Below are 22,271 nucleotides of genomic sequence, written 5' to 3' on the forward strand. Positions count from 1 at the left end.
GGCGGTTTACGCCTCGGCCTTGAGCTCTTGCTCCACAAGTGCCACCCAATAGGCTGCGCCATATCCGAGCGCCTCGTCATTGAAGTCGTAGGCGGTATTGTGGTGCAGCGCGCCATCCACGGCAGGGCCGTTGCCGAGCCAGACGTAGCAGCCCGGCGCATTCTGTCCGAAGAAAGCGAAATCGTCGCCGGCCGTGGACGGCGGAAAGCTCGTGCGCACCTTTTCGCCAAAGACGCCCCGCGCGGCACCCAGCGCCCGCGCCGTTGCATCCGCATTGTTGACCACAGGAGGAATGCGACGTTCGAATTCATAGTCTGCCGAGATGCCGAACATCGCGGCCGTTCCCTGCGCCAGGCGACCGATTTCGGCCTCGAGTTGGTTACGAACCTCAGGCGAATAGGCGCGGGCCGTCCCGCCGATCTCGACGATATCAGGGATGACGTTCAATGCCCTGGGATTGCCGGCCTGGACCGAACAGGCGCTGACGACCGCCGGCTGAAGAGGATCGACGACACGCCCAACGATGGTCTGCAGCGACGATAGGAAGGTGCCGGCAGCCGTGATTGGATCACGCCCGAGATGCGGCTTTGCGCCATGCGTGCCAACACCGCGGAACGTGATCCGCCAGCTATCCGACGAAGCAAGCTGTGGCCCCTCCACAACGGCGATTTCATCGATGGCAAGCCCTGGCATATTGTGCAGCCCATAGACGGCATCACAGGGAAACTGCTTGAACAGCCCTTCTTCGACCATGCGCTTCGCCCCGCCACGGCCTTCCTCGGCCGGCTGGAAGATGAAATGCACCGTGCCGGAGAACCCTCGCGTTTCTGCCAGATACCGCGCCGCGCCGAGCAGCATTGCCGTATGCCCGTCATGGCCACAGGCATGCATCTTGCCCGGTTCCGTCGACTTGTAGGGACGATCTGCTGTCTCCGGCATGGCAAGCGCATCCATATCCGCCCTCAGCCCGATCGTGCGCGTACCGTTACCGATCTGCAGCGTGCCGACGACTCCGGTGCCACCGAGGCCGCGATGCACCTTGATGCCCAACTCTTCCAGCAGCTTCGCGACGATACCGCTGGTGCGCTCCTCCTCGAAGCCGAGTTCGGGATGGGCATGTAGATCGCGGCGGAGATTGGTGAGAAAAGGCAGATCGTTGCTGATCCGGGCGGGGATGCTCATGAGCCTGGATATCCTGTAAAGCGAAACGGGCGCCCGACGGCGCCCGCATCAGATCGTTCTTTCTTCAACAAACAGGCAGAGAGCGCAACCCCTCACGCCTCCTCGACGAAGACCTCTTCACGCTTGCGCTTGACGCTCGGCAGGAAGACGATAATCAGCACCGCCACGGCGATCGTCAGCAGAATGGCGCTGATAGGTCGCGTCACGAAGGTCGTCGCATCGCCACGCGACAGGATCATGGCGCGCCGCAGGTTCTCCTCCAGCAGTGGCCCGAGCACGAAGCCAAGCAGCAGCGGCGCCGGCTCGCAGCGGAGCTTTGCGAGCACGTAGCCGATGAGACCGAAGAAGGCGACGGCATAGAGGTCGTAGACGTTGGAATTGACGCTGTAGACCCCGATCGAGCAGAAGGCCATTATGATCGGGAAGAGCACGTAATAAGGCACTGTCAGCAGCTTCACCCACAGGCCGATCAGCGGCAGGTTGAGGATGACGAGCATCAGATTGCCTATCCACATGGAGGCGATGATCCCCCAGAAGAGCGCCGGCTGTTCTGTCGCCACGTTCGGACCCGGTACGATGCCCTGGATGATCATCGCGCCGACCATCAGCGCCATGACCGGGTTTGCCGGAATGCCGAGCGTTAGCAGCGGAATGAACGAGGTCTGCGCACCGGCATTGTTGGCCGATTCCGGCCCTGCAACGCCGGCAACTGCACCATGACCGAATTCCTCCGGCTTCTTGGAAACGCGTTTTTCCACCGTATAGGAAGCGAAGGAGGCGAGGATCGCGCCGCCGCCCGGCAGGATGCCGAGCGCCGAGCCGATGACAGTGCCGCGAATGATTGGCGCGATCATCTGCCTGAATTCCTCCTTCGACGGCAACAGCCCCGAGACTTTTGCCATCAACACTGTGCGCGTCTTCTCGCCTTCCAGATTGCGCAGGATTTCCGCGATGCCGAAGACGCCGACAGCAAGCGCCACAAAATTCAATCCGTCGGCATATTCGCGGATGCCGAGCGTGAAGCGCGGCGTGCCGGTATAGATATCCGTGCCCACAAGGCCGAGCAGCAGTCCAAGCGCCACCATCGCCAGCGCCTTGACGACCGAGCCATGTGCCAGCGCGATCGAGGATACGAGGCCGACGATCATCAGCGAGAAATATTCGGCCGAACCGAATTGCAGTGCAATCGCCGTCAGTGGCGGCGCAAAGACAGCCACGAGGAAGGTCGAGACCGTGCCAGCGAAGAAAGAGCCAAGCGCGGCAATCGCGAGCGCAGCACCCGCCCTGCCCTTGCGCGCCATCTGATAGCCGTCGATGGCTGTCACGGCCGAGGAAGATTCACCCGGCATGTTGATGAGGATTGCCGTCGTCGAGCCGCCATACTGCGCGCCGTAATAGATGCCGGCGAGCATGATGAGCGAGGAAACAGGCTCGAGCTGGAAGGTGATCGGCAGCAGCATGGCGATCGTTGCCGTGGCACCAATACCGGGCAGCACGCCGATCAGCGTGCCGAGCAGCACGCCGATAAGGCAGAAGAACAGGTTTTCCGGGCTTGCCGCCGTATAGAAACCGAGTGCGAGATTGCTGAAGAGTTCCATACCCGCCTCCTAGAACCGGACCCAGGGGCCGAAACGTTCGAACGGCAGCCCAAGTGCGTAGCTGAAGACCCCAACCGAAAAGACCGTCAGCAGCAGCGAGAGAACCAGCGCGAACAGCACGTTCATGCGACTGGATGCAAAACAAGCGATGAAGGCCGTCAGGAAGATTGCCGGAGCAAAACCGAGCCCGCGGACCGTCAGCCCGAAGAAGACCGGCGCCGGCAGGATGAAGAGCATGCCGCGCCAGGCAAATGGATCGATCGGCTCGCCCTGAACCCGCACGGCCTGGACGAGAATAATCAGGCCGAGCAGGACGAGGATGCCTGACAGAACGAGCGGGAAATAGCCAGGCCCCATGCGAAAGGCCGTACCGAGGTCGAGGTTCAGCGACTGATAGGCAAAGAAGGCGCCGGCCGCGGCAAGCAGGGCACCGCATATGACATTGGTGGTGTCGAAACTGAGAGATTTCATGATGTCTCCTGGGGTTGGAGATGGGGCGTCGCGACGGACATGAGACTGCGCAAATACCCTCCTCCCCGATCGGGAGGAGGGTATGAATGCGGCTGTCGGGCTCAGTCCGCGTATTCGCCGGCAGCTTCGATGATGGGCTTCCAGCGGGCGATTTCACTCTCGAGCTTCGCCTTCAGCGCCGCCGGGGTCGCATCAGCGTCCGACGAGGGAGCGGTGCCAAGCTCGGCGAAGCGGGCGGCAACATTCTGGTCCTTCAGCGCAATCTGCAGCGACTTCGACAGGCGCTCGTTGATTTCGGCCGGCGTGCCCTTCGGCGTGTAGATGCCGTGCCAGATACCGACTTCGAAGCCCGGCAGGCCGGCTTCGACCGCCGTGGGAATGTCCTTGAGCACATCGAGGCGGGCCGACGATGTCACGGCATAGGCCTTGATCGTACCGCCCTTGATCTGCTTTGTCGTATTGGTCGTCTGGTCGCACATGATATCGACCTGGCCGCCGAGAAGGTCGGTCATGGCCGGGCCGGTTCCCTTGTAGGGAACGGTCGTCAGCGGCGTCTGGATAGCGCTCATGAACATCATGCCGCAAAGGTGGGATGCGGCGCCGATACCGGCATTGGCGACGGTAACCTTGTCCTTGTTCGCCTTCACATAGTCGACCAGGCCCTTGAGATCGGTCGGCTCAAAATCCTTGCGGGCAACGATCGTCATCGGAACATCGGTGACGAGACCGACATAATCGAAGGCGTTCAGTGTGTCATAGGCGAGCTTGCGGTAAAGCGTGGCGCTGGTCGCCATACCGATATGATGCAGCAGGATCGTATAGCCATCCGGATCGGCATCCGCGACGCGGCCGGCGCCGAGCGTGCCGCCGGCACCGCCGACATTTTCAACGACGATCTGCTGGCCGAGGTCCTTCGACATGGATTCAGCGACGAGGCGCGCAACGGTATCGGTCGGGCCGCCGGCGGCGAAAGGCACGACCATGGTAATGGTGCGCTCGGGATATGTCTGCGCCGAAGCGGCATTGGCGAGAAGCGAAACGGCAGCGGCGGCGGTCACGCCGAGCATGGCCTTCAGGATTTTCATCGTTTTCCTCCCTGATGAAAATGGATCGTTCTCCGGCGCATCCTCCGCACCGGTTCGGATGGCTCATTTGCAGGCCAGGGACTGACGGCCGCAATCGCGATCAGAGGAGAGGAATGACGATTTTGCGACAGTGCGCCGCAGCATGGGTCGATTTGGAAACAAATGGTTAAAGTGATGGGTGGAAATCCACCCATCACTTGACCTTCACCGGTTGGGTGGAAGGACGACTTCGCCCGTTTCCAGCAGCGATTTGAGATTGGAGAGAATTTGTGGCCATCCGCCGGAGACCGCGCCGATGAACTTGGAACCTTCTACCGGTATCGAATGCGTCAGCGTCAGCTTGACCGCCTCGCCGATCGGCTCAAGCTCTATCACGCATCGAGAAAACCCTTCCGCCTTGAGCTCCGGCCTGAACTCATTATGCCACTTCAGGACAAGGCGCTTGGGTGGGTCGAATTCAAGGATTTCGCCGGTATCTGTGACGGTTCCGTCGGAATAGCGCATCTCCCAGGCAGAACCGACTTTCCAATCGGTTTCGAACTGCACGCCAAGCCAGAATTTCTTGATGAATTCCGATGTCGTGAGTGCCGACCAGAGCTGCTCCGGTGTGGTGCGGATATAGGTGACGTAATTGAATGCGCTGCCAGCCATGATGATACTCCCTTTGGCCAAGGCTTGTTCACACCCTCGCCGGCAGGTGGGACGATTCATTCGTCTTTGCTGCCCTCGAGGCTCTTCTTGAGATCGGAGAGCGCCTCTAATGCACGGCGCTCGAACTTGCTGATCCACCGGTCCGCGATCTCGTTGATCGGAACCGGATTGATGTAATGCAGCTTTTCGCGCCCTTGCCGGCGCGTGGAGACGAGGTTCGCTTCTTCGAGAATGCCGAGATGCTTCGCCACCGCCTGACGCGTCATCTCCAGCTCTTCACCCAATTCGCCGAGCGTCTGGCCATTTCGTGCATGCAGTCGATCCAGAAGCCGTCGCCGGCTGCCGTCCGCTAAAGCTCGAAAAACCGCGTCTTCATCCATGTCGATACGGAACCATTTGGTTGCCTATTGTGATCTTTATAGGCAACCAAATGGTTGCGTGTCAAGGCATGAATCGACAGTAGCCTGAAAACGGGCAATCACACTCCAGGACTGGGAATTGGATCAGCCCTCACGGCGCATCTCGCCGGCCATCTCATTGGCCAGCAGTTTCTTGTCGAGACCGTATCTCTGCATCTTCTCGTAAAGCGTCTTGCGCGAAATGCCGAGCGATTCGTAGACCGGCTTCAGGCTGCCTCCATGAGCGACAAGCGCACTGGCGATCACGCCGCGTTCGAATTCCGCGACACGCTCGGCAAGCCCCGCAGCCTCGGCCTGCCGGCCGCCGCCATCGAGGCCGAGCACGAAGCGGTCGGCTGCGTTGCGCAATTCGCGGACATTGCCTGGCCAGTCGCGCTGCCCGATGTCGGAAATCACATCCGGCGGCACAAGCATCTCGTCCTTGCCATAACGCGCGGCCGCTTCCCGCACCAATTGCAGGAAGAGCAGCGGAATATCTGCTCGGCGCTGCGACAACGACGGCACATGAAGGGTCGCGACATTCAGCCGGTAGAACAAGTCAGCGCGGAAGCGGCCCGCAGCGACTTCCGCTTCAAGATCAACTTTGCTCGTCGCGATAAAACGCACGTCGAGCGGCACGGTCTCGTTCGAGCCAAGGCGGGAAATCGTTCTTTCCTGCAGCACTCGCAGGAATTTCGCCTGCAGGTCGACGGGCATGGAGCCGATCTCGTCAAGCAGGATCGTACCGCCGCGGCCATGCTCGAACTTGCCGTAGCGCGGCCGCACTGCTCCCGGAAAGGCACCGGCTTCATGCCCGAAAAGCTCGCTCTCGATCAGGTTTGCCGGCAGCGCCGCACAATTGATGGCAATGAAGGGCCGGCTCGCCCGCGCGCTGATATCATGCAGCGCCCGCGCCACCACCTCCTTGCCGGCCCCGGTGTCGCCGACAACAAGCGTATCGGCATCGCTCGCCCCGATCGCGCGGATACGATAGCGCAGGTCGACCATGATCTGCGTGCGCCCCGGCAGTCGTGCCTCGATATCGTCTCGCTTACCGGCGACCGCCTTCAGCAGTCGGTTTTCCAGCACGAGGCTGCGCCGCTCCATCGCACGGCGGATGACGCCGGCGAGCATTTGCGGAGTAAACGGCTTTTCGATGAAGTCATAAGCGCCCTCGCGCATCGCCTTGACGGCAAGCTGCACATCGCCATGGCCGGTGACGAGAATGACCGGCACCTCGGTATCGAGTTCGCGGATCTTCTGCATCAGCGTCATGCCGTCCATACCGGGCATGCGGATATCAGTAACGACGACACCTGGAAAACTGTAGCCGATCAGTTCCAGCACATGATCGGCATTGGAAAAGGTCTCGACGCTGAAGCCGGACAGTTCCAGCGCCTGCGCCGTCGAACGGCGCAGTTCCTCCTCGTCGTCGACGAGCAATATTTTCTGTTCGTTCATTCCGCCGCCTCCGGCATCATGCCTGCCGCGGCCGAAAGCTCGATACGGAACACGGCCCCGCCCTCCGGATGATTGGACACGGACAGGCTGCCGCCGAAATCCTTGATGATGTTGTAGGAGATGGAAAGCCCGAGCCCGAGGCCCTTGCCGATGCCCTTGGTGGTGAAGAAGGGATCGAAGATGCGTTCGGCAATCGCCGCCGGCACACCAGGCCCATGATCGCGCACGGTCAGAACCACCTTGCCTGCCTCTTCGGACGCCGAAACCTCGATACGCCTGTCCTCCAGCCCTTCGACAGCATCGGCAGCATTCGAGATGACATTGACCAGCACCTGCTGCAGCCGCACCGAACCGGCCTTCACCACCGGCGGCCGCGGCCCGAGATGGAGCCAGAGATCGGCATCCGCGGCTTTCAGCCGCCAGGCGATGATTTCCAGCGTATCGCGGATCGCCTCGTCAAGCGGCACCGGACCGAGCTTCTCATTGGGCTTACGTGCGAAATTACGCAAATGCCGGCTGATCGAAGCCATGCGGTCGATCAACCCGCCGATGCGCTGAATATTATCTTGCGCCTCCGCCATACGGCCGCGCTCGAGCAGCACGGCGGCGCTGTCGGTATAGGTCTTGGCGGCAGCAAGCGGCTGATTGAACTCATGCGAAAGTGCCGCAGACATCTGCCCCAAGCCAGCAAGCTTTCCGGCCTGGATGAGATCGGCCTGCGTTTGACGCAGCTGCTGCTCTGTCAGACGCCGCTCGGCGATCTCCTCCTCGATGCGGCTGTTGACGCGTCCAAGGTCGGCCGTGCGCTCCTCGACACGCCGCTCCAGCTCGTTCCGTGCCTCGGCCTGCAATTGCAGGCGCTCTGCAAGCCGCATACGCCGCTGCCGCAGAACAGCGAATGTCAGCGCAGCGATGCACAGAACAAGGAAAACCACGACCAGCGCTGTGCGGGCCTGCGTTCGGATGGAACTTGTGTCCATCAGCACGTGCACCGTCCAGTCTTCGGCCGGCATGTAATGCGAGAGAACGAGATATTCGCTCTGACCACGATCGCCGGCGAGCGTCATCAGGTCATGATCCTCGAAGCGATGACGGATGACCGGCAGTTCGACGAGCTTCGCATTGGCATAGCGCCGCGATGCCTCGGTGCGCGCCACGCGATCCGAACTCAGCGGCAGGATGCCCCCATAGAGCCAGTCCGGACTGTCTGACATGAAGATGATGCCCTCGGGGTCGGAGACGAAGATGCGGTACTCGCCGCCGCTCCAGGAGGATTCGATCACATCGATATCCACCTTGAAGACAATGACGCCGCGGATTTCTCCTTTTACCCGGATCGGCGAAGAGAAATAATAGCCGCGCTTCAGCGAGGTCGTGCCAAGAGCGTAGAAGCGTGCATGATGCCCGCCGATCGCCTCCTGGAAATACGGTCGATAGCTGAAGTTTTCGCCGACGAAGCTGCCGGGGCCGTCATAATTGCTGGCGGCAATCGTCTCGCCGTCCGGCAGCACGACGTAAATGTCGGAGGATTTCAGAAGCCCGTTGATTTCCTTGAGGTAAAGATTGGCGCTATCCCGCAGCGACCGATCGTCCGGCCGGGTCACCAGATCCTTGATATCGTCGTGATCGGCAATCAGTGCCGGCAGGGCTTCGTAGCGGCTGAGATGGCCACTCAGCGCCGAGACGGCAAGCCGTAGCGCCGTACCCGCCTGCGCGGAAGCCTCGCCCATATAGGCGCGCGTGGCAACCGCACTCCCGTAATAGAAGAAAGCGAAAACCAATAAGGGTGCGGCGCAGAACGCCGCAATGATGCGATAGCGCGCAGACAGAGCCCGCTCCTCCCTTTCCGCCTCCGCTCCCCGTGGAGGCATAACCCGACGGGTTCAAGTGTAATGAGCGCGGTGGAGATTTCCAAGAGGCGCTGAAACTTGACACATGTCAGGCGCAGATGTCTGATTGCTGCACCGCAAGGAGACCGCCATGAGCGACGACCAGATCCCCGAAGACAGCAAGCTCACAACATCCAAGCGCCGTTGGGCAGCGGAAGGAAAATTCCTGACCGGCCGCATCAGCCGCCCGGAAACCGAGCGCCTGCCGCCGGGCCAGCATCTGGTCAAGAATTGGCCGGTGCTCGACCTCGGCCAGCAGCCGATCATTTCCATCGATAGCTGGCGGCTTGAGGTTCGCGGCCTTGTCGAGACACCGCTGGACCTCAATTGGGCAGCCTTCCAGGCGCTGGAACAGAGCGCAATGGTTAGTGACATCCACTGTGTGACGACATGGTCGCGCTACGATAACAAGTGGAAGGGCGTTTCCACCCGCGACCTGCTCGATCTCGCCATGCCGAAGCCGGAAGCCGGTTACGTCATGCTGACAAGCTATGACGGTTATACCACCAATCTGCCGCTGTCCGATTTCGCCGCCGAGGATGCCATTCTCGCCACCTCGTGGGAGGGCTTGCCGCTCACCCGCGATCATGGCGGGCCGATGCGTCTCGTCGTACCCCATCTCTATTTCTGGAAAAGCGCCAAATGGCTGCGCCGCATCGATCTGCTGCCGGCCGACAAGGCCGGTTTCTGGGAAAAGAACGGCTACCATATGTATGGTGACCCGTGGCGCGAGCAGCGCTATTCCGAGGACTGAATCCGAAGAAACCGCCTGAAAACAAAGAACCCTGCGGCGAGGATCGCTGCAAATCCGGTGAGCGAGACCATGCTCGCCGGATGCAGCGGAATTTCGCTCCAGCGCGGGCGCACGATATCGGCCGTATTGAAACCCTCACCGCTGAATCGACAGGTCACCAGAGAGAGCCCGCGCCTGACCATATCAACATCGACGGCAGATGCGATTTCACCAGCCGCTACGGCCTCCTGCGGCATATCTCGCAGGGAGAGCAGCACTGCTTTGGTCGCCGCTAGGTACGCATGGGCGCATTCGTTGAATGGGCTTTCCTCATCCGTCACACTGCCGGGCATCCGGCCCCAGAGACAGTAGGAATACTGGATTTCGGCATAGTTCAGCACACGCCGGAAACGCTCGTTCGTATCAACCGCGCTTGCCGCAAGATCCATGATACGACCGCGATAATCGGCAATGACGGCCATCTCGCCGTGAGTTATTTCCGGCACCGGTAGACCGGCATTGCTGCCCTCACCGCTGTAGCTGTGCGCGAATGCGTTGCTGGCAGTCAGCAGCGCAAAGCCAAAACAGATGGCATCAAATACGTTCTTCATAAGACGTCCAACGTCCCGATACGGCTGATCACGAGCCGACAGGCTTCTCAAGGAAAGAGGGAGCCGTAAGGCCCCCTCTACCATTGCCTACCGATAAGCCGGGCGGAACCCGTTCCTTACGCTGAGGCGCTGCTCCGCCAGCGCGCCGAATGCGAGGCCGAGAACCGACCATAAGATCACATGCATCCCAAGCGAGGTCGTGCGGAAGCGCCACAGAACCATCGCCGAGAAATTCTCCGGCACTTCGTTGATCGGCGGCAGCAGATATTCCACCAGGCCAATGAAGCCGACAAAGAGGATGCCCGCAATGATCGCCGCATTCCAGGCGCCGTAGTTCGCCGCCAGCCGGCGGGCGATTGCGATCGCCGCAACCAGCGAAGCAATCGACACGACGATCATCAGGAAGAACAGTTCGGTGCGCACCCCAATCGTATCCGGGTTGCCGACAGCCGGCGGATTGGCCGGATATTTAATGGCCGGGACGATGACGATGGCGACGAAAGCGGCGGCAGCGATGACGGCAGAGGTGCCGCGTGCCGAAAGGCTGCTGAAGCGGCCATGGACGAAGGCGAAGACGAGCGCGAAAAGCCCGCCGACGGCAACGCTATAGGCCATGACACCGGTGAAGAGCCCAAGGCCCGCTTGCGTGGCGCGGCTGACGATCTCGGGTTCGGCTGCGGCACCGGCAGCCTGTGACGTCGCCTCTTCGAAGGCAATCGCCGCATCGACGAGCGGCTCACCGAAAATGCGCGCGAAGGCAAAAACCAAGATGCCGGCAATCAGGCCCGCGATCATGCCGCGGAGCAAAAGGTTTCCAACCATGTGAGGCACTCCCTTAGTGGCAGGGGAAGCCAAGGAGGTGACGGCCGTCATGCACGAATTCGTGCACATACATGCCGTTGAAGAGCGCCATCGCGCCTTCTTCAGTGCCGACGAAATAGATGGCGATGAGCATCAGCAGGCCACCGAAAATCGCCCAGGGCAGGATTTCGCCAAGCGGGATCGGTGCGGGTGACGCGACGGGCGCGAAAGTGGTGTCAGACATGTATTCCTCCTGGAATGACGCGTTCAGTCGAAGATCTTTGCGTGCAGTAGGGTCTGACTTCCAACGCGAAGAATTTCGACACGCTGGTCACAGTGGCGCGACCGCGCCGGACTTTCACCGGCTTCCAAACCCGCAACGTCACGGTTATATCTGTTCGTCAAAGATACTGTCAACGAAACTTAATATGCGGGCGGCCACCATCCCGCCCTATCTCCGAAGGGCGTCGAGTAACGTGACTACCCGCCTCACATGGATCTGCCACGGCGCGACGGCGGCAAATCGCACCGCCTCCTTTCCGGCGGACGAACCGCTGGAGGAGAAGGCGCTGAGCGAAGGCGCGCTGCCGGCGCCAGGACGGGCGGACAGGGCTTTCACGAGCCCGGCGCTGCGTGCCCGGCAGACTGCCGAGATGCTGGGGTTCGACGCGACCCTTGCTCCCTCGCTGCGGGATTGCGACTACGGCCGCTGGGCCGGCAAGCCGCTGATGAACCTTCACTCCGAAGAGCCGGAAAACCTTGCTCTCTGGATGTCCGATCCCGAAGCCGCCCCGCATGAGGGCGAGAGCCTGCAACAGCTTTGCAAACGCATTGCCGGCTGGATGAACGAGGAAATGCCCCTGGGCGGCCATGTCGTAGCAGTCAGCCACGCAGCCGTCATCCGCGCCGCGATCCTGGATGTGCTGAAAGCGCCACCCGCTTCCTTCTGGACCATCGATGTCCAGCCGCTCGGCATGGTACGCATGACCCATGACGGCCGCCGCTGGTCGCTGCGTTTCTGAATAATCCTCGTAAATTAGGCCAGCCTTACACAAGCAAACGCAGTCATACATATTGAACCCGGAATCCCGGGCTCTACGTCCTTCCCCGAGGAGACGCAAAATGACCTATGACTGGAGTGGGGAACGCACGCGGCGTCTGCGCATCGTGCGTGTCGCAACTGTTGTCGCTGTTCTTGTCGGCGTGATGATCGGCCTGCCATTGCTGATCAACGTCGCTTGAAAAGTCAGAGCACGTCAAAGGCGAGCGCGCTACGGCCGCTCGCCTTTCTCTTTACAGACTATTGCGGAATCTGGATCACAGCGAAGAACAGGCCGAGCTGGCGGATCGCGTGGGCAAAGTTCTCGTAGTCGACCGGCTTGGTGATGTAGACGTTGGCGCCGAGGTCATAGCAGCGCTGGATTTCGCGCTCATCGTCGGTCGTCGTCAGGATCACCACCGGCAGGCGCTTGGTGTGCTCGTTACCCTTGATCTTCTCCAGAATATCGATGCCCGACATATCCGGCAGGTTCAGGTCCAGCAGCACCAGAAGATAACGGTCGCGGCTCACTTCACCGCTGCGGTCCGTGCCGAGAATGAAGTCGAGCGCGCTGGTGCCGTTGGTGAAAGGCACGATCTCGTTATTGACGCCGGCACGGCGTACATTCTTCTCGATGAGGCGGGCATGCCCCTCATCGTCCTCGATCATGACGATGGTGACTTCCTTGCCGGTCGCTATCATGTCTCTGCCTTTATAATCGTGCTGAGGTCCGCAGGCAGCGTCAGCGTGAACGTGCTGCCGACGCCTTCGGCCGAATCGACCGTAACATCGCCGCCCAAATTTCGTATTAACGAGCGCACATAGGCAAGGCCGATACCCTCGCCCGGCTGGTCCTGCGTGCCGGCGCGCCGGAAAAGCTCGAAAACGCGCTCCATATCCGCCTTGCCGATACCGCGGCCGTTGTCCTTGATATCGATCTGGATACGCCCTTTTCCGGCAGGTACGGCCTTCACGTGCAGATCGAGGGGCCGGCTGGGTGATCGATATTTCACGGCATTGTCGAAGAGATTACCGAAAATCTGGTCGAGCGAGAAGCGGTCCGTCACGAGCGACGGCACGCGCACATCGATTTCCACTGTCCCTTCGGATGCTGCAATCTGGTGCTGGACATTCTCAGCCGCCGTTTCCACCACCGCCTTGAGATCGATCCGCTCAGGAGCAAGCTTGCGTCGGCCGTCGCGCGAAATCTTCAGGATGGCGTTGATCAGCGAATCCATTTTTCGCGTGGAGGAACGAATGAAATTCATCGCTTCCGGCAGGTCTTCCTCCACCGCAAGCCGTGCCTCCCTGATTTCCTCTTCGCTCGGCTGTTTGTTGTCTGCAAGCACGTAGCTGTTTACCGCCTTCAGGCTGGTCTCCAGTTCGCTGAGAAAACCCATGATGTTGACAAGCGGCGCGCGAAGATCGTGGGTGACGATATAGGCGAAGCGCTGGATCTCCTGGTTGGCCCGCATCAGGTCTTCAGTGCGTTCGGTAACGCGCTCTTCGAGGCCGAAATTGAGCACTTCGAGCTCCTTCTGCGCCCGCGAGAGCTCCCGCACATGCTGGAAGATGATGAGGATGGCGCCGCCGATGACGATGACCATGGCGATGGCGCCGCCCACGGTGACCCATTGCAGATTGTCGGCTGCATCCAATTGTTGGATCACGATGATACGAAGGCGATCGTCTGTCGAGGCGATGAGGCCGCCCAGCGTCGTCCGCACTGCCGCCATTGCCGCATTGCCGGTATCGCTGCGGACAATGGCAAGGGCGTCTGCCATCTGCCCCTGGGAGGCAAGCGTAATTGTCGATGACAACTCCTTGAGCTTGCTGTCGATTGCCTTATCCAGCGCCCTCAGGCTTTCGCTATTTTTAGGAAGATCGCTCGTTGCATCCAGCAACCCTTGGCGCCGCGCCGGCAGGTCCTGGATGGCGGTGTTGTACGGATCGAGATACTTCCGGTCGAGAGTCAGTAGAAAACCCCGCTGGCCCGTCTCTGCGTCCTGCAGCGTCGACAGCAGGTCGGCTGCAGCGCTGCGCACGCGGCGTATCTGCGCCACCTCATCGGAATAGAGGCTGTTTTCCCGCACCAGCCAAAGCGATGCCCCGACGATTGCCGTCAGGATCAGCACGCCGAGCGCCAGCATGATCAGCGCGGAACGCACGAAGGAAGCATTTGAGGAGGGCATGAAAAACGATCTCTGAACAGCGGTTAAAGCACCAGTGACGGAAAAACGCCCTGCGATCAAGCCGATGATCGCAGGGCGCTTTCAGGCATAGCGGCCGTGAAAGGGGATCAGTGTTTGCGGCCCTTTGGTATTGCGGTGTTGGTAATCGAGACCGGATCGCTGGCGGGGAAAGTGCCTTCCAGTCCCTCGTCCAGTTGTTCTTCCATCGCCTCCTCGTCACCTCGCGAACGAGCATTCCGCAACCCCGTTGGTTGCTCGTTATCATCCTCGCGGATTGGCGCCGTGGCGAAGCGGCTCATCACTTCCCTCGCCTTTTCCACCGCGTTCAGCCGGTTCAATTGCTGACCGCGATCGTTCTTGATCTGCACGGAGACGACTTCGCCACCGTCGCCCACAAACTCGACCGTAAAACCGCCTTTAGCGCCATAGGCGGGAATGACCTGGGTGCCGACAAGTTGCATGAGATTGTCCTCTCTCGTGAATGGTCTCGGAAAACGGCTTGAGCGCAGCATTGGTTCCGATTTAGGACGGCCGGATGTAATCTACTTTCAGCTCCAGCCGCAGCCGCACGATCGGAGAGCGGTCCCCGTTCTGCACTTCTATGCCCAGCGATCCGCCCGGCTGTTGCGGCAAACCGTCGAGCGCCATTTCGGCCAGTACATGCTTTGCCTCTTCCACGGCGGCGAAAAGGTCGGGAAATTCGAACGGCAGATCGCCCGGAGCCGTGCCGTCATTGTCTATGGTCTTGAAATAGAAGAGAGACATCTGCCCTGCACCCGTTGCGAAAGCATAAAGCGGAAAGCGGCCAAAGGTTTCAAATCGCCGGTAAAATTCGGCGCTCCGTACGCTATGAAAATGCTGCGCAGCACGAAAGGGGTAGGCGTAGCGATGAAAGTGCTAACGAATGCGTGGCATTGTCTCCAACAATTCGCCTTCAGGTTTCAATAAACATTTCAGACTTTCATGATATTTCCGCCCCGGGTGGAGATGGAGAAGCTGATGCCGGAATTCTTCAGAAGCAGGGCGGGAAGGCAATGTCTGACGATCATGGCGCTCGGTGCAGCGCTCTGGATTTCAGGCGCCCTGCTGGATGTCGATAGCTGGCTCGTTTCCTTCATGAGCAACTTCGAGAATTACGGCGCCGATAAATTCGTGCTGGCCCTCGGCATCGCCGGCGCGATGAGTTTCATCTATTCCGTGTTACGCATTGCCGACCTTCGTAAAGAGATGCAGCTTCGCGACGCCGCCCAGGCGCGCGCCGACTGGACCGCCACCCACGATCATCTGACCAAGCTTCCGAATCGCTACGCTTTCGAACGCAAAATCCTGCCCAAGCCCGCCGATAAGGAAGGCAATATTCCCGAAGAGGTCAGGAGCAACGTCACGATCTTCTCCGTCGATCTCGACGGCTTCAAGAAAGTCAACGACCTCGTTGGCCACAAGGGCGGCGACGTTCTGCTGGTGGAAGTGGCCAAGCGCATCTGCGCGCTGGGCAATGCCGATTGCGTCTACCGTTTCGGCGGAGATGAATTCATCATCATCGCCCTCGGTATGACCGCGGCGCGGGAGGAATGGTTTGCCAAGGTGCTCATCCAGGCGGTCACGCGCCCCATACTGATCGACGGCTTTGCCGTCGAGGTCGGCGCAAGCGTGGGTTACGACCGCTGGAGCGAAGGCGCCGAGCCGTTGGAGGATGCCGCTCACCGCGCCGACCTTGCCATGTACGAGGCGAAATCGCGCGGTCCCAATCATAAACTGACCTTCGAACCGTCGATGCAGAACAAGGTAACAGAGCGCGCATCACTGGAGACCAAGCTGCGCGGCGCCATTCAGAAGAAGGCGATCAAAACCTATTACCAGCCGCTGATTGATCTCAGAAGCGGCAGGCTCTGCGGCTTCGAGGCGCTTGCTCGCTGGACCGACGACGACGGCACGAACATCCCTCCCCCGGTTTTCATCAGCATTGCCGAAGAAACCGGCATGATCACCGAACTGTTCGAAAATCTGCTCACCCAGGCATGTTACGATGCGCTGGCCTGGCCGGATCATGTCAGGCTTTCCTTCAACGTGTCGCCGGTGCAGATGGAAGACAGGCTGCTTGCTTCCCGCATCCTTAAAGTGCTGACCGCAAGCCGTCTGCCGGCAAAGCGGCTGGAAGTGGAAATCACCGAAAACGCGCTGATCCAGGACCCGGCGATCGCCGCCCATATTCTCGATGAGTTGCATGAGGCCGGCATACAGATTGCACTCGATGATTTCGGCACGGGCTATTCGAGCCTCGCTCAGCTCGCCCGCTACCGTTTCGACAAGATCAAGATCGACAAGAGTTTCATCGCCACCTGCCGGGAGGACGAGAAGCAGGAAAAAATCGTCCGCGCCATGCTCGCTCTCGGCAGAAGCCTCAATATCAAGACGACGGCAGAAGGCGTCGAGGAGCACGCCCAGCTGGCCTATCTGCTGCAGCTCGGCTGCGACATCGGCCAAGGCTATCTCTTCGGCAAGGCGATGCCCGCCGCAGAGGCTGACATCTTCGTCGAAAGTCAAAATGCCAATCTGGCCTCCACGGCCTGAATAGAGCAATTCCAACCGGCTTGCGTCCGGAATTGCGTGAAACAAAGAGGTAGAGCATTCCCGTGTTTCGAAGAAAAACGGAAATGCTTTAAACTAGAAGACTTGCCGCAGGATCACGAACAGCAGGAAGGCGATCGCGATCGAGGCCGGCAGCGTCAGCACCCAGGCCATGAGCATGTTGCGCACGGTGGACCATTGCAGGCCCGATCCGTTCGCAGCCATCGTGCCTGCCACACCGGATGACAGCACATGCGTGGTCGAAACCGGCAGGCCGAGATGGTCTGCCGAGGCGATCGTCACCATGGCGACGACTTCCGCGGCAGCGCCCTGGCCGTAGGTCAGGTGCGTCTTGCCGATCTTCTCACCGACGGTCACGACGATGCGCTTCCAGCCAACCATGGTGCCGAGGCCGAGCGCCAGTGCGACGGCGACCTTCACCCACAACGGAATGAACTTCGTGGCGTTGTCCACCGCCGCATGATAGCCGGTGACGGCCTTGAGATCGCTGGCATCCATCGGCAGCAGCTTCTGCTTGTCGATGAGCTTGAGGGCCTCGCCGATCAGGTAGATATCGTTGCGGACGTTACTGACAAGATTGGTCGGAACGGCCTCCAGCGTCGGAAAAGCCGCAACTTCAGTGCTCGTCTGGTGAATATACTGCTGCAACGCCGGCGTGGTCGCATCCGTCCAGACCTTGTTCTTGACGGCATTGCTGACTTCCGCCTTGTAGTCGCTGACGGTGATACCCGGCTTCACATATTTGCCGAGCGCGGTTTCCACCTGTGCCGAAGCCGACTTGTAGGCTTCGAGGTAATTGACATCAGGTGTGCGGTTCAGCGCGAAGGCGGTCGGCACCAGACCGATCAGGATCAGCATGATGAGACCCATGCCCTTCTGGCCGTCGTTCGAACCGTGGGCGAAGCTGACGCCCGTGCAGGTGAAGATCAGGATGGCGCGGATCCACAACGGCGGCGGCTGATTTCCCTTCGGCTCCTGATAGAGCTCGGGTTTGCGCACCAGGAACTTCATAACGATGAGCAGAATGGCGGAAAGGCCGAAACCGATGATTGGCGAGATCAAGAGCGACAGGCCAATGTTGGTTGCCTGCGACCAGTCCACGCCGCTGGTGGCTGAACCTGCTGGCGCCAGGAACTGGTTGGCGAGGCCGACACCGATGATCGAGCCGACCAGCGTATGCGAGCTCGATGACGGCAGACCGAGATACCAGGTACCAAGGTTCCAGACGATCGCTGCGATCAATAGAGCGAAGACCATGGCGAGGCCCGAGCCGGAGCCGACCTGCAGGATGAGCTCGACCGGCAACAAGGCCAGGATGCCGAAGGCGACGGCACCCGTCGACGTCAAGACGCCGAGAAAATTGAAGAAGCCTGACCAGATGACGGCAAATTCCGCCGGCATGGAGCGCGTATAGATAACGGTCGCCACGGCATTGGCCGTATCATGGAAACCGTTGACGAACTCGAAGCCAAGCGCGATCAGCAGTGCAAGGCCGAGAAGCAGCCAGGGAACGGCAACTGCGGCAGTCAGATCACGGGCGAGGGCATAGCCGACATATCCAAGACCGCAGACCACAACGAGCCCGAACACCGGCAGGAACCATTTGCCGGCGGAGTTCGAATGATGCAGCGGATGGGAAGCGTCGCTATGGCTGGGGGCAATGTCGGCCATGGCATAGTTCCTTGTTCCATTTGCAAATTGCCGTTTGTTAATAAATCCCTAGCGTGAAGCTCTCATGACGCGGCCATTCGCGCGCCATCCCGGAACCGGGACCGAAATCAGCAACCAAAAATTGCCTGCCGGGATTCAAGAGACTTCCCACCGGGCACGATGACGCTAAGTTCGTCATCGTCACGCTGCCAGGGAGCATCAAGTAAAATGCCGTCGACCGACCTTCTCCTGACCTTCAATGCCGGCTCGTCGACGGTAAAGATCGGAATCTTCGCAATCGAGGATGCAAAGGTGCGCCGCATCGGCAAGGGCGTGATCGACTTCCGCGCCGAACCGCTCGCCTTCAAACTGACGGAAGGTCCGCAAACGTTCGATACGCCGCTGAAGGCCGGGCTTACCGACGATCTGCACGCGGTCATCGACGAAACGTTCAAACTTCTCTCGGAGCACTTCGATATCGAGACCGTCCGCGCTGCCGGCCACCGCGTCGTCCATGGAGGCGACCGTTTTACCGCGGCAACTACGCTCGATGATGTCGCAATCGCGGCGATCGACGCGCTCACGCCGCTCGCACCCCTTCATCAGCCGCAGGCGCTTCGATTCATCCGTGCCCTGAAACACCTGAAGCCACAGCTTGCCCAGACCGCTTCCTTCGATACCGCCTTTCACGCCACACAGGCCGATCTCGTCCGCCGCTTCGCCATCCCCCGCGCACTTCATGACGAGGGCATCAAGCGCTACGGCTTTCATGGCCTTTCCTACAAATTCATCGCCGGCGAGGTGAACCGCAGGCTGTCGAATAAAGCGAAAATCGTCGCCGCCCATCTCGGTAGCGGCGCAAGCCTCTGCGCTCTGGAAAACGGCATCAGTCGCGATTGCAGCATGGGCTTTTCCACGCTTGACGGCATTCCCATGGCAACAAGGCCAGGCTGGCTCGATCCCGGCGTGATCCTGCATCTGCTGCAGCAAAAGAAGCAGTCCGCCGATCAGGTGGAAGATCTACTCTACCATCGCTCCGGCCTGCTTGGCGTCTCCGGCATCAATGCCGATACCCGCGATCTTCTTGAGGATAGCCGCGCAGAAGCCCAAGAGGCGCTCGACCTCTTTACACTGCGCATTGCTGGCGAGATCGGCCGGATGTCGGTGACGCTCGGCGGGCTCGACGCCGTCGTCTTCACCGCCGGCATCGGCGAGCACCAGCCGCAGATTCGCTCGGCAGTCATTCAGCGCCTGGGCTGGCTCGGCCTTGCCGTTGAGGAAAAAACAAATGCTGCCAACGGCTTCACGATCACGACACCTTCAAGCCGCATAACGGCGCATGTCATTGCCACGGACGAGGAACAGATCATCGCGCAGGAGACGCTCACCATTCTTCGCTCGGGCTGATCCAGATCAAATGCATGCCGGCGCCATCAGCTAGAATTGACGTTGAACAAGTTTAAACGGGAGAAATCCATGGAAAAGCATGTCTCGACTCCAGCAGTTCTTTCCGACGCGGAACTCGCGCTCATCGACCGTTATTGGCGGGCAACCAATTATCTCTCGGTCGGACAGATCTATCTCCTGTCCAATCCCCTCCTGCGCCAGCCGTTGAAACCCGAACATATCAAGCCTCGCCTGCTCGGCCATTGGGGCACGACACCCGGCCTCAACTTCATCTATGCGCATCTGAACCGCATCATTCGCGCCCGCGATCTCGACATCATCTATATGTGCGGTCCCGGCCACGGCGGACCGGGCATGGTCGCCAATACCTACCTGGAAGGCATCTACAGCGAGATCTATCCCGACATCGCCGAGACCGAGGACGGCATGCGCAAGCTCTTCCGCCAGTTCTCCTTCCCCGGCGGCATCCCGAGCCATGCAGCACCGGAAACCCCCGGCTCCATCCACGAAGGCGGTGAACTCGGCTATGCGCTCGTCCATGCCTATGGCGCAGCGTTCGACAATCCTGATCTGATCGTTGCCTGTGTGATAGGCGACGGCGAAGCCGAAACCGGTCCGTTGGCTGCGAGCTGGCATTCCAACAAGTTCCTGAACCCCGCCCGCGACGGCGCCGTGCTGCCGATCCTGCATCTCAACGGCTACAAGATTGCCAATCCAACCATTCTCGGCCGGACGAGCGACGAAGATCTGACGCATTTGTTCGAAGGCTATGGTTATGAGCCCTTCTTCGTTGAAGGCCACGAGCCGGCAAAGATGCATCAGCAGATGGCGGCCGCCTTCGACAAGATCTTTGACCGCATTCGGGCAATACAGAAGGAGGCACGCGACGGCACGGCGCCGCAGGCCTGCCCGCGCTGGCCGATGATCGTGCTGCGCAGCCCCAAGGGCTGGACTGGCCCGAAGGAAGTGGACGGCAAGAAGGTCGAAGGTTTCTGGCGCGCCCATCAGGTGCCGGTTTCCAATTGCCGGGAGAACGACGGACACCGGAAAATCCTCGAAGACTGGATGCGCGGTTACGATCCCGAAGACCTTTTCGATGCCTCGGGCACGCTGAAGCCGGAACTACAGGCGCTGGCCCCCTCAGGCAAACGCCGTATGGGTGCCAATCCGCACGCCAATGGCGGTCTGCTGCGCAAGGAGCTGATCGCGCCCGATATCCGCACCTATGAGGTAAAGGTAGAAAAACGGGGGGCGGAGATGGTGCAATCCACCGAAATCCTCGGCCATTACCTGCGCGACACGATGAAGCTCAACGAAGCCAACGCGAACTTTCGTATTTTCGGCCCCGACGAGACGGAATCGAACCGTCTCGGCAGCGTCTTTGAAATTACCGATCGCGTCTGGATGGAGAAGATCGAACCCTACGATGTAGGCCTCGCCAGCGACGGCCGCGTCATGGAAGTACTGAGCGAACATCTTTGCCAGGGATGGTTGGAAGGCTACCTGCTGACCGGCCGACACGGCCTGTTTTCATGCTACGAGGCCTTCATTCACATCATCGATTCCATGTTCAACCAGCATGCCAAGTGGCTGAAGGTCACCCGCGAACTGGAGTGGCGGAAGCCGATATCGTCCCTGAACTATCTCCTGACCTCGCATGTCTGGCGCCAGGACCACAATGGCTTCTCGCATCAGGACCCCGGTTTCGTCGATCTCGTCGCCAACAAGAAGGCGGATATCGTCCGCATCTACCTGCCGCCGGATGCCAATACCCTGCTCTGGGTCGGCGATCATTGCCTGAAGACCTACGACCGCATCAACGTCATCGTCGCCGGCAAACAGCCGGAGCCGCAATGGCTGACGATGGACGAGGCGGTGAAACATTGCGAGACCGGGATCGGCATCTGGAACTGGGCAAGCCATGAGGACGATACGGTCGCTCCCGATATCGTCATGGCCTGCGCCGGCGACGTGCCGACCATGGAAACGCTCGCCGCCGTCGACCTGCTGCATCGGCATATTCCGGAGCTGAAGATCCGCACCGTCAACGTGGTCGATCTGCTTGCCCTGCAATCGCAGGATCAGCACCCGCATGGCCTGACGGACGAGGCCTTCGACGCGATCTTCACCCCGGACAGGCCAGTCATCTTCGCCTATCACGGCTATCCCTACCTCATCCACCGGCTGACCTATAAGCGCACCAACCACCGCAACATCCATGTGCGCGGCTTCATCGAAGAGGGCACGACCACCACGCCCTTCGACATGACGGTGCTCAACGAACTCGACCGCTTCCACCTCGCCATCGAGGCGATCGAGCGCGTTCCGGGCCTGAAGGAGAAAGTACCTGAAGTGCTGGAGAGCCTGACGGCAAAGCTGGTCGAGCATCACGCCTATGTCCGAGAATATGGCGAGGACATGCCAGATGTGCGCAACTGGAAATGGCCAGCAGGCTGAACGGTGTTCGCATCGTATGAAAAGGGCCGCGCGGTCACGCGCGGCCCTTCCCCAGCC

The 22,271-nt window shown here is 60.2% G+C and carries 21 protein-coding genes; 5 read left to right on the forward strand and 16 right to left on the reverse strand.

Going from position 1 to position 22,271, the window contains the following annotated elements; translation table 11 throughout:
* Window positions 1-6 precede the first annotated feature (6 nt).
* From AC1DNW_RS00090 to AC1DNW_RS00125, 8 genes are all read right to left on the reverse strand, one after another.
* Window positions 7-1,182, reverse strand: coding sequence for a M20 aminoacylase family protein (locus AC1DNW_RS00090; RefSeq protein ID WP_113309370.1), 1,176 nt, complete (start codon window positions 1,180-1,182; stop codon window positions 7-9).
* A gap of 92 nt (window positions 1,183-1,274) precedes the next feature.
* Entirely contained in the window at window positions 1,275-2,780 is a 1,506-nt protein-coding gene (locus AC1DNW_RS00095; protein WP_113309366.1) for a tripartite tricarboxylate transporter permease, read from the reverse strand.
* Between the two features lie 9 nt (window positions 2,781-2,789).
* Window positions 2,790-3,251 carry a tripartite tricarboxylate transporter TctB family protein gene (locus tag AC1DNW_RS00100; protein WP_113295434.1) on the reverse strand — a complete coding sequence of 154 codons (462 nt, stop codon included), beginning with the start codon at window positions 3,249-3,251 and terminating at the stop codon, window positions 2,790-2,792.
* A 101-nt stretch (window positions 3,252-3,352) separates the two neighbouring features.
* The gene (locus tag AC1DNW_RS00105) at window positions 3,353-4,336 is read right to left on the reverse strand and encodes a tripartite tricarboxylate transporter substrate-binding protein (RefSeq protein ID WP_113309362.1); all 984 of its coding nucleotides are present in this window, start codon (window positions 4,334-4,336) and stop codon (window positions 3,353-3,355) included.
* Window positions 4,337-4,540: 204 nt separating this feature from the next.
* Window positions 4,541-4,987 carry an SRPBCC family protein gene (locus tag AC1DNW_RS00110; RefSeq protein ID WP_113309358.1) on the reverse strand — a complete coding sequence of 149 codons (447 nt, stop codon included), beginning with the start codon at window positions 4,985-4,987 and terminating at the stop codon, window positions 4,541-4,543.
* A 56-nt stretch (window positions 4,988-5,043) separates the two neighbouring features.
* Entirely contained in the window at window positions 5,044-5,367 is a 324-nt protein-coding gene (locus AC1DNW_RS00115) for a metalloregulator ArsR/SmtB family transcription factor (RefSeq protein ID WP_113309355.1), read from the reverse strand.
* Window positions 5,368-5,490: 123 nt separating this feature from the next.
* A complete protein-coding gene (locus AC1DNW_RS00120) occupies window positions 5,491-6,846 on the reverse strand; it encodes a sigma-54-dependent transcriptional regulator (RefSeq protein WP_113309352.1) in 1,356 nt (451 codons plus the stop codon).
* Window positions 6,843-8,717 (reverse strand): sensor histidine kinase, encoded by a 1,875-nt coding sequence (locus AC1DNW_RS00125; RefSeq protein WP_113309348.1) that lies wholly within the window; start codon window positions 8,715-8,717, stop codon window positions 6,843-6,845. Before AC1DNW_RS00125 ends, AC1DNW_RS00120 begins: the two co-directional genes overlap by 4 nt.
* A 109-nt stretch (window positions 8,718-8,826) precedes the next feature.
* On the opposite strand from AC1DNW_RS00125, the gene AC1DNW_RS00130 reads away from it, so the two are divergent.
* Window positions 8,827-9,489, forward strand: a complete 663-nt coding sequence (locus AC1DNW_RS00130; protein ID WP_113295428.1) for a sulfite oxidase-like oxidoreductase — start codon at window positions 8,827-8,829, stop codon at window positions 9,487-9,489.
* Here AC1DNW_RS00130 and AC1DNW_RS00135 read toward each other — a convergent pair.
* From AC1DNW_RS00135 to AC1DNW_RS00145, 3 genes are all read right to left on the reverse strand, one after another.
* The gene (locus tag AC1DNW_RS00135; RefSeq protein ID WP_113295427.1) at window positions 9,474-10,079 is read right to left on the reverse strand and encodes a hypothetical protein; all 606 of its coding nucleotides are present in this window, start codon (window positions 10,077-10,079) and stop codon (window positions 9,474-9,476) included. The genes AC1DNW_RS00130 and AC1DNW_RS00135 overlap by 16 nt on opposite strands.
* A gap of 87 nt (window positions 10,080-10,166) precedes the next feature.
* Complete coding sequence (locus AC1DNW_RS00140) at window positions 10,167-10,901, reverse strand: CbtA family protein (protein ID WP_113309344.1); 735 nt, start codon at window positions 10,899-10,901, stop codon at window positions 10,167-10,169.
* 13 nt (window positions 10,902-10,914) lie between these two features.
* Entirely contained in the window at window positions 10,915-11,124 is a 210-nt protein-coding gene (locus AC1DNW_RS00145; protein WP_113295425.1) for a CbtB domain-containing protein, read from the reverse strand.
* A 232-nt stretch (window positions 11,125-11,356) separates the two neighbouring features.
* On the opposite strand from AC1DNW_RS00145, the gene AC1DNW_RS00150 reads away from it, so the two are divergent.
* Window positions 11,357-11,902, forward strand: a complete 546-nt coding sequence (locus AC1DNW_RS00150) for a histidine phosphatase family protein (protein WP_113309421.1) — start codon at window positions 11,357-11,359, stop codon at window positions 11,900-11,902.
* A gap of 278 nt (window positions 11,903-12,180) precedes the next feature.
* Here AC1DNW_RS00150 and AC1DNW_RS00155 read toward each other — a convergent pair whose 3' ends face one another.
* The 4 genes from AC1DNW_RS00155 to AC1DNW_RS00170 all read right to left on the reverse strand — a co-directional run bounded on the left by AC1DNW_RS00155 (window position 12,181) and on the right by AC1DNW_RS00170 (window position 14,876).
* Window positions 12,181-12,621: a response regulator gene (locus tag AC1DNW_RS00155; protein ID WP_113295423.1), complete on the reverse strand. Its 441-nt coding sequence runs from the start codon at window positions 12,619-12,621 to the stop codon at window positions 12,181-12,183.
* Window positions 12,618-14,111, reverse strand: coding sequence for a sensor histidine kinase (locus AC1DNW_RS00160; protein WP_477832589.1), 1,494 nt, complete (start codon window positions 14,109-14,111; stop codon window positions 12,618-12,620). Before AC1DNW_RS00160 ends, AC1DNW_RS00155 begins: the two co-directional genes overlap by 4 nt.
* A gap of 107 nt (window positions 14,112-14,218) precedes the next feature.
* Window positions 14,219-14,572, reverse strand: coding sequence for a hypothetical protein (locus tag AC1DNW_RS00165; protein ID WP_113309340.1), 354 nt, complete (start codon window positions 14,570-14,572; stop codon window positions 14,219-14,221).
* Window positions 14,573-14,633: 61 nt separating this feature from the next.
* The gene (locus tag AC1DNW_RS00170; protein ID WP_113295422.1) at window positions 14,634-14,876 is read right to left on the reverse strand and encodes a DUF6894 family protein; all 243 of its coding nucleotides are present in this window, start codon (window positions 14,874-14,876) and stop codon (window positions 14,634-14,636) included.
* 234 nt (window positions 14,877-15,110) lie between these two features.
* Between AC1DNW_RS00170 and AC1DNW_RS00175 the strand changes: the two genes are divergently transcribed.
* The gene (locus AC1DNW_RS00175; RefSeq protein WP_113309336.1) at window positions 15,111-16,682 is read left to right on the forward strand and encodes a bifunctional diguanylate cyclase/phosphodiesterase; all 1,572 of its coding nucleotides are present in this window, start codon (window positions 15,111-15,113) and stop codon (window positions 16,680-16,682) included.
* 93 nt (window positions 16,683-16,775) lie between these two features.
* Here AC1DNW_RS00175 and AC1DNW_RS00180 read toward each other — a convergent pair whose 3' ends face one another.
* Complete coding sequence (locus AC1DNW_RS00180; RefSeq protein ID WP_113295420.1) at window positions 16,776-18,371, reverse strand: inorganic phosphate transporter; 1,596 nt, start codon at window positions 18,369-18,371, stop codon at window positions 16,776-16,778.
* 207 nt (window positions 18,372-18,578) lie between these two features.
* Between AC1DNW_RS00180 and AC1DNW_RS00185 the strand changes: the two genes are divergently transcribed.
* Together AC1DNW_RS00185 and AC1DNW_RS00190 are read left to right on the forward strand one after the other, a co-directional pair.
* Entirely contained in the window at window positions 18,579-19,757 is a 1,179-nt protein-coding gene (locus tag AC1DNW_RS00185; protein WP_113309333.1) for an acetate/propionate family kinase, read from the forward strand.
* A 69-nt stretch (window positions 19,758-19,826) separates the two neighbouring features.
* Window positions 19,827-22,214 (forward strand): phosphoketolase family protein, encoded by a 2,388-nt coding sequence (locus tag AC1DNW_RS00190; protein ID WP_113309329.1) that lies wholly within the window; start codon window positions 19,827-19,829, stop codon window positions 22,212-22,214.
* Window positions 22,215-22,271: the final 57 nt, after the last annotated feature.

This window comes from Rhizobium sp. 05L429 (genome assembly GCF_056397645.1).

Bases quoted from the DNA above. Each gene is read 5' to 3' on its own strand.
- AC1DNW_RS00090 (WP_113309370.1), bottom strand. From the start codon at position 1,182: ATGAGCATCCCCGCCCGGATCAGCAACGATCTGCCTTTTCTCACCAAT.
- AC1DNW_RS00095 (WP_113309366.1), bottom strand. From the start codon at position 2,780: ATGGAACTCTTCAGCAATCTCGCACTCGGTTTCTATACGGCGGCAAGC.
- AC1DNW_RS00100 (WP_113295434.1), bottom strand. From the start codon at position 3,251: ATGAAATCTCTCAGTTTCGACACCACCAATGTCATATGCGGTGCCCTG.
- AC1DNW_RS00105 (WP_113309362.1), bottom strand. From the start codon at position 4,336: ATGAAAATCCTGAAGGCCATGCTCGGCGTGACCGCCGCCGCTGCCGTT.
- AC1DNW_RS00110 (WP_113309358.1), bottom strand. From the start codon at position 4,987: ATGGCTGGCAGCGCATTCAATTACGTCACCTATATCCGCACCACACCG.
- AC1DNW_RS00115 (WP_113309355.1), bottom strand. From the start codon at position 5,367: ATGGATGAAGACGCGGTTTTTCGAGCTTTAGCGGACGGCAGCCGGCGA.
- AC1DNW_RS00120 (WP_113309352.1), bottom strand. From the start codon at position 6,846: ATGAACGAACAGAAAATATTGCTCGTCGACGACGAGGAGGAACTGCGC.
- AC1DNW_RS00125 (WP_113309348.1), bottom strand. From the start codon at position 8,717: ATGCCTCCACGGGGAGCGGAGGCGGAAAGGGAGGAGCGGGCTCTGTCT.
- AC1DNW_RS00130 (WP_113295428.1), top strand. From the start codon at position 8,827: ATGAGCGACGACCAGATCCCCGAAGACAGCAAGCTCACAACATCCAAG.
- AC1DNW_RS00135 (WP_113295427.1), bottom strand. From the start codon at position 10,079: ATGAAGAACGTATTTGATGCCATCTGTTTTGGCTTTGCGCTGCTGACT.
- AC1DNW_RS00140 (WP_113309344.1), bottom strand. From the start codon at position 10,901: ATGGTTGGAAACCTTTTGCTCCGCGGCATGATCGCGGGCCTGATTGCC.
- AC1DNW_RS00145 (WP_113295425.1), bottom strand. From the start codon at position 11,124: ATGTCTGACACCACTTTCGCGCCCGTCGCGTCACCCGCACCGATCCCG.
- AC1DNW_RS00155 (WP_113295423.1), bottom strand. From the start codon at position 12,621: ATGATAGCGACCGGCAAGGAAGTCACCATCGTCATGATCGAGGACGAT.
- AC1DNW_RS00160 (WP_477832589.1), bottom strand. From the start codon at position 14,111: ATGCCCTCCTCAAATGCTTCCTTCGTGCGTTCCGCGCTGATCATGCTG.
- AC1DNW_RS00165 (WP_113309340.1), bottom strand. From the start codon at position 14,572: ATGCAACTTGTCGGCACCCAGGTCATTCCCGCCTATGGCGCTAAAGGC.
- AC1DNW_RS00170 (WP_113295422.1), bottom strand. From the start codon at position 14,876: ATGTCTCTCTTCTATTTCAAGACCATAGACAATGACGGCACGGCTCCG.
- AC1DNW_RS00175 (WP_113309336.1), top strand. From the start codon at position 15,111: ATGCCGGAATTCTTCAGAAGCAGGGCGGGAAGGCAATGTCTGACGATC.
- AC1DNW_RS00180 (WP_113295420.1), bottom strand. From the start codon at position 18,371: ATGGCCGACATTGCCCCCAGCCATAGCGACGCTTCCCATCCGCTGCAT.
- AC1DNW_RS00185 (WP_113309333.1), top strand. From the start codon at position 18,579: ATGCCGTCGACCGACCTTCTCCTGACCTTCAATGCCGGCTCGTCGACG.
- AC1DNW_RS00190 (WP_113309329.1), top strand. From the start codon at position 19,827: ATGGAAAAGCATGTCTCGACTCCAGCAGTTCTTTCCGACGCGGAACTC.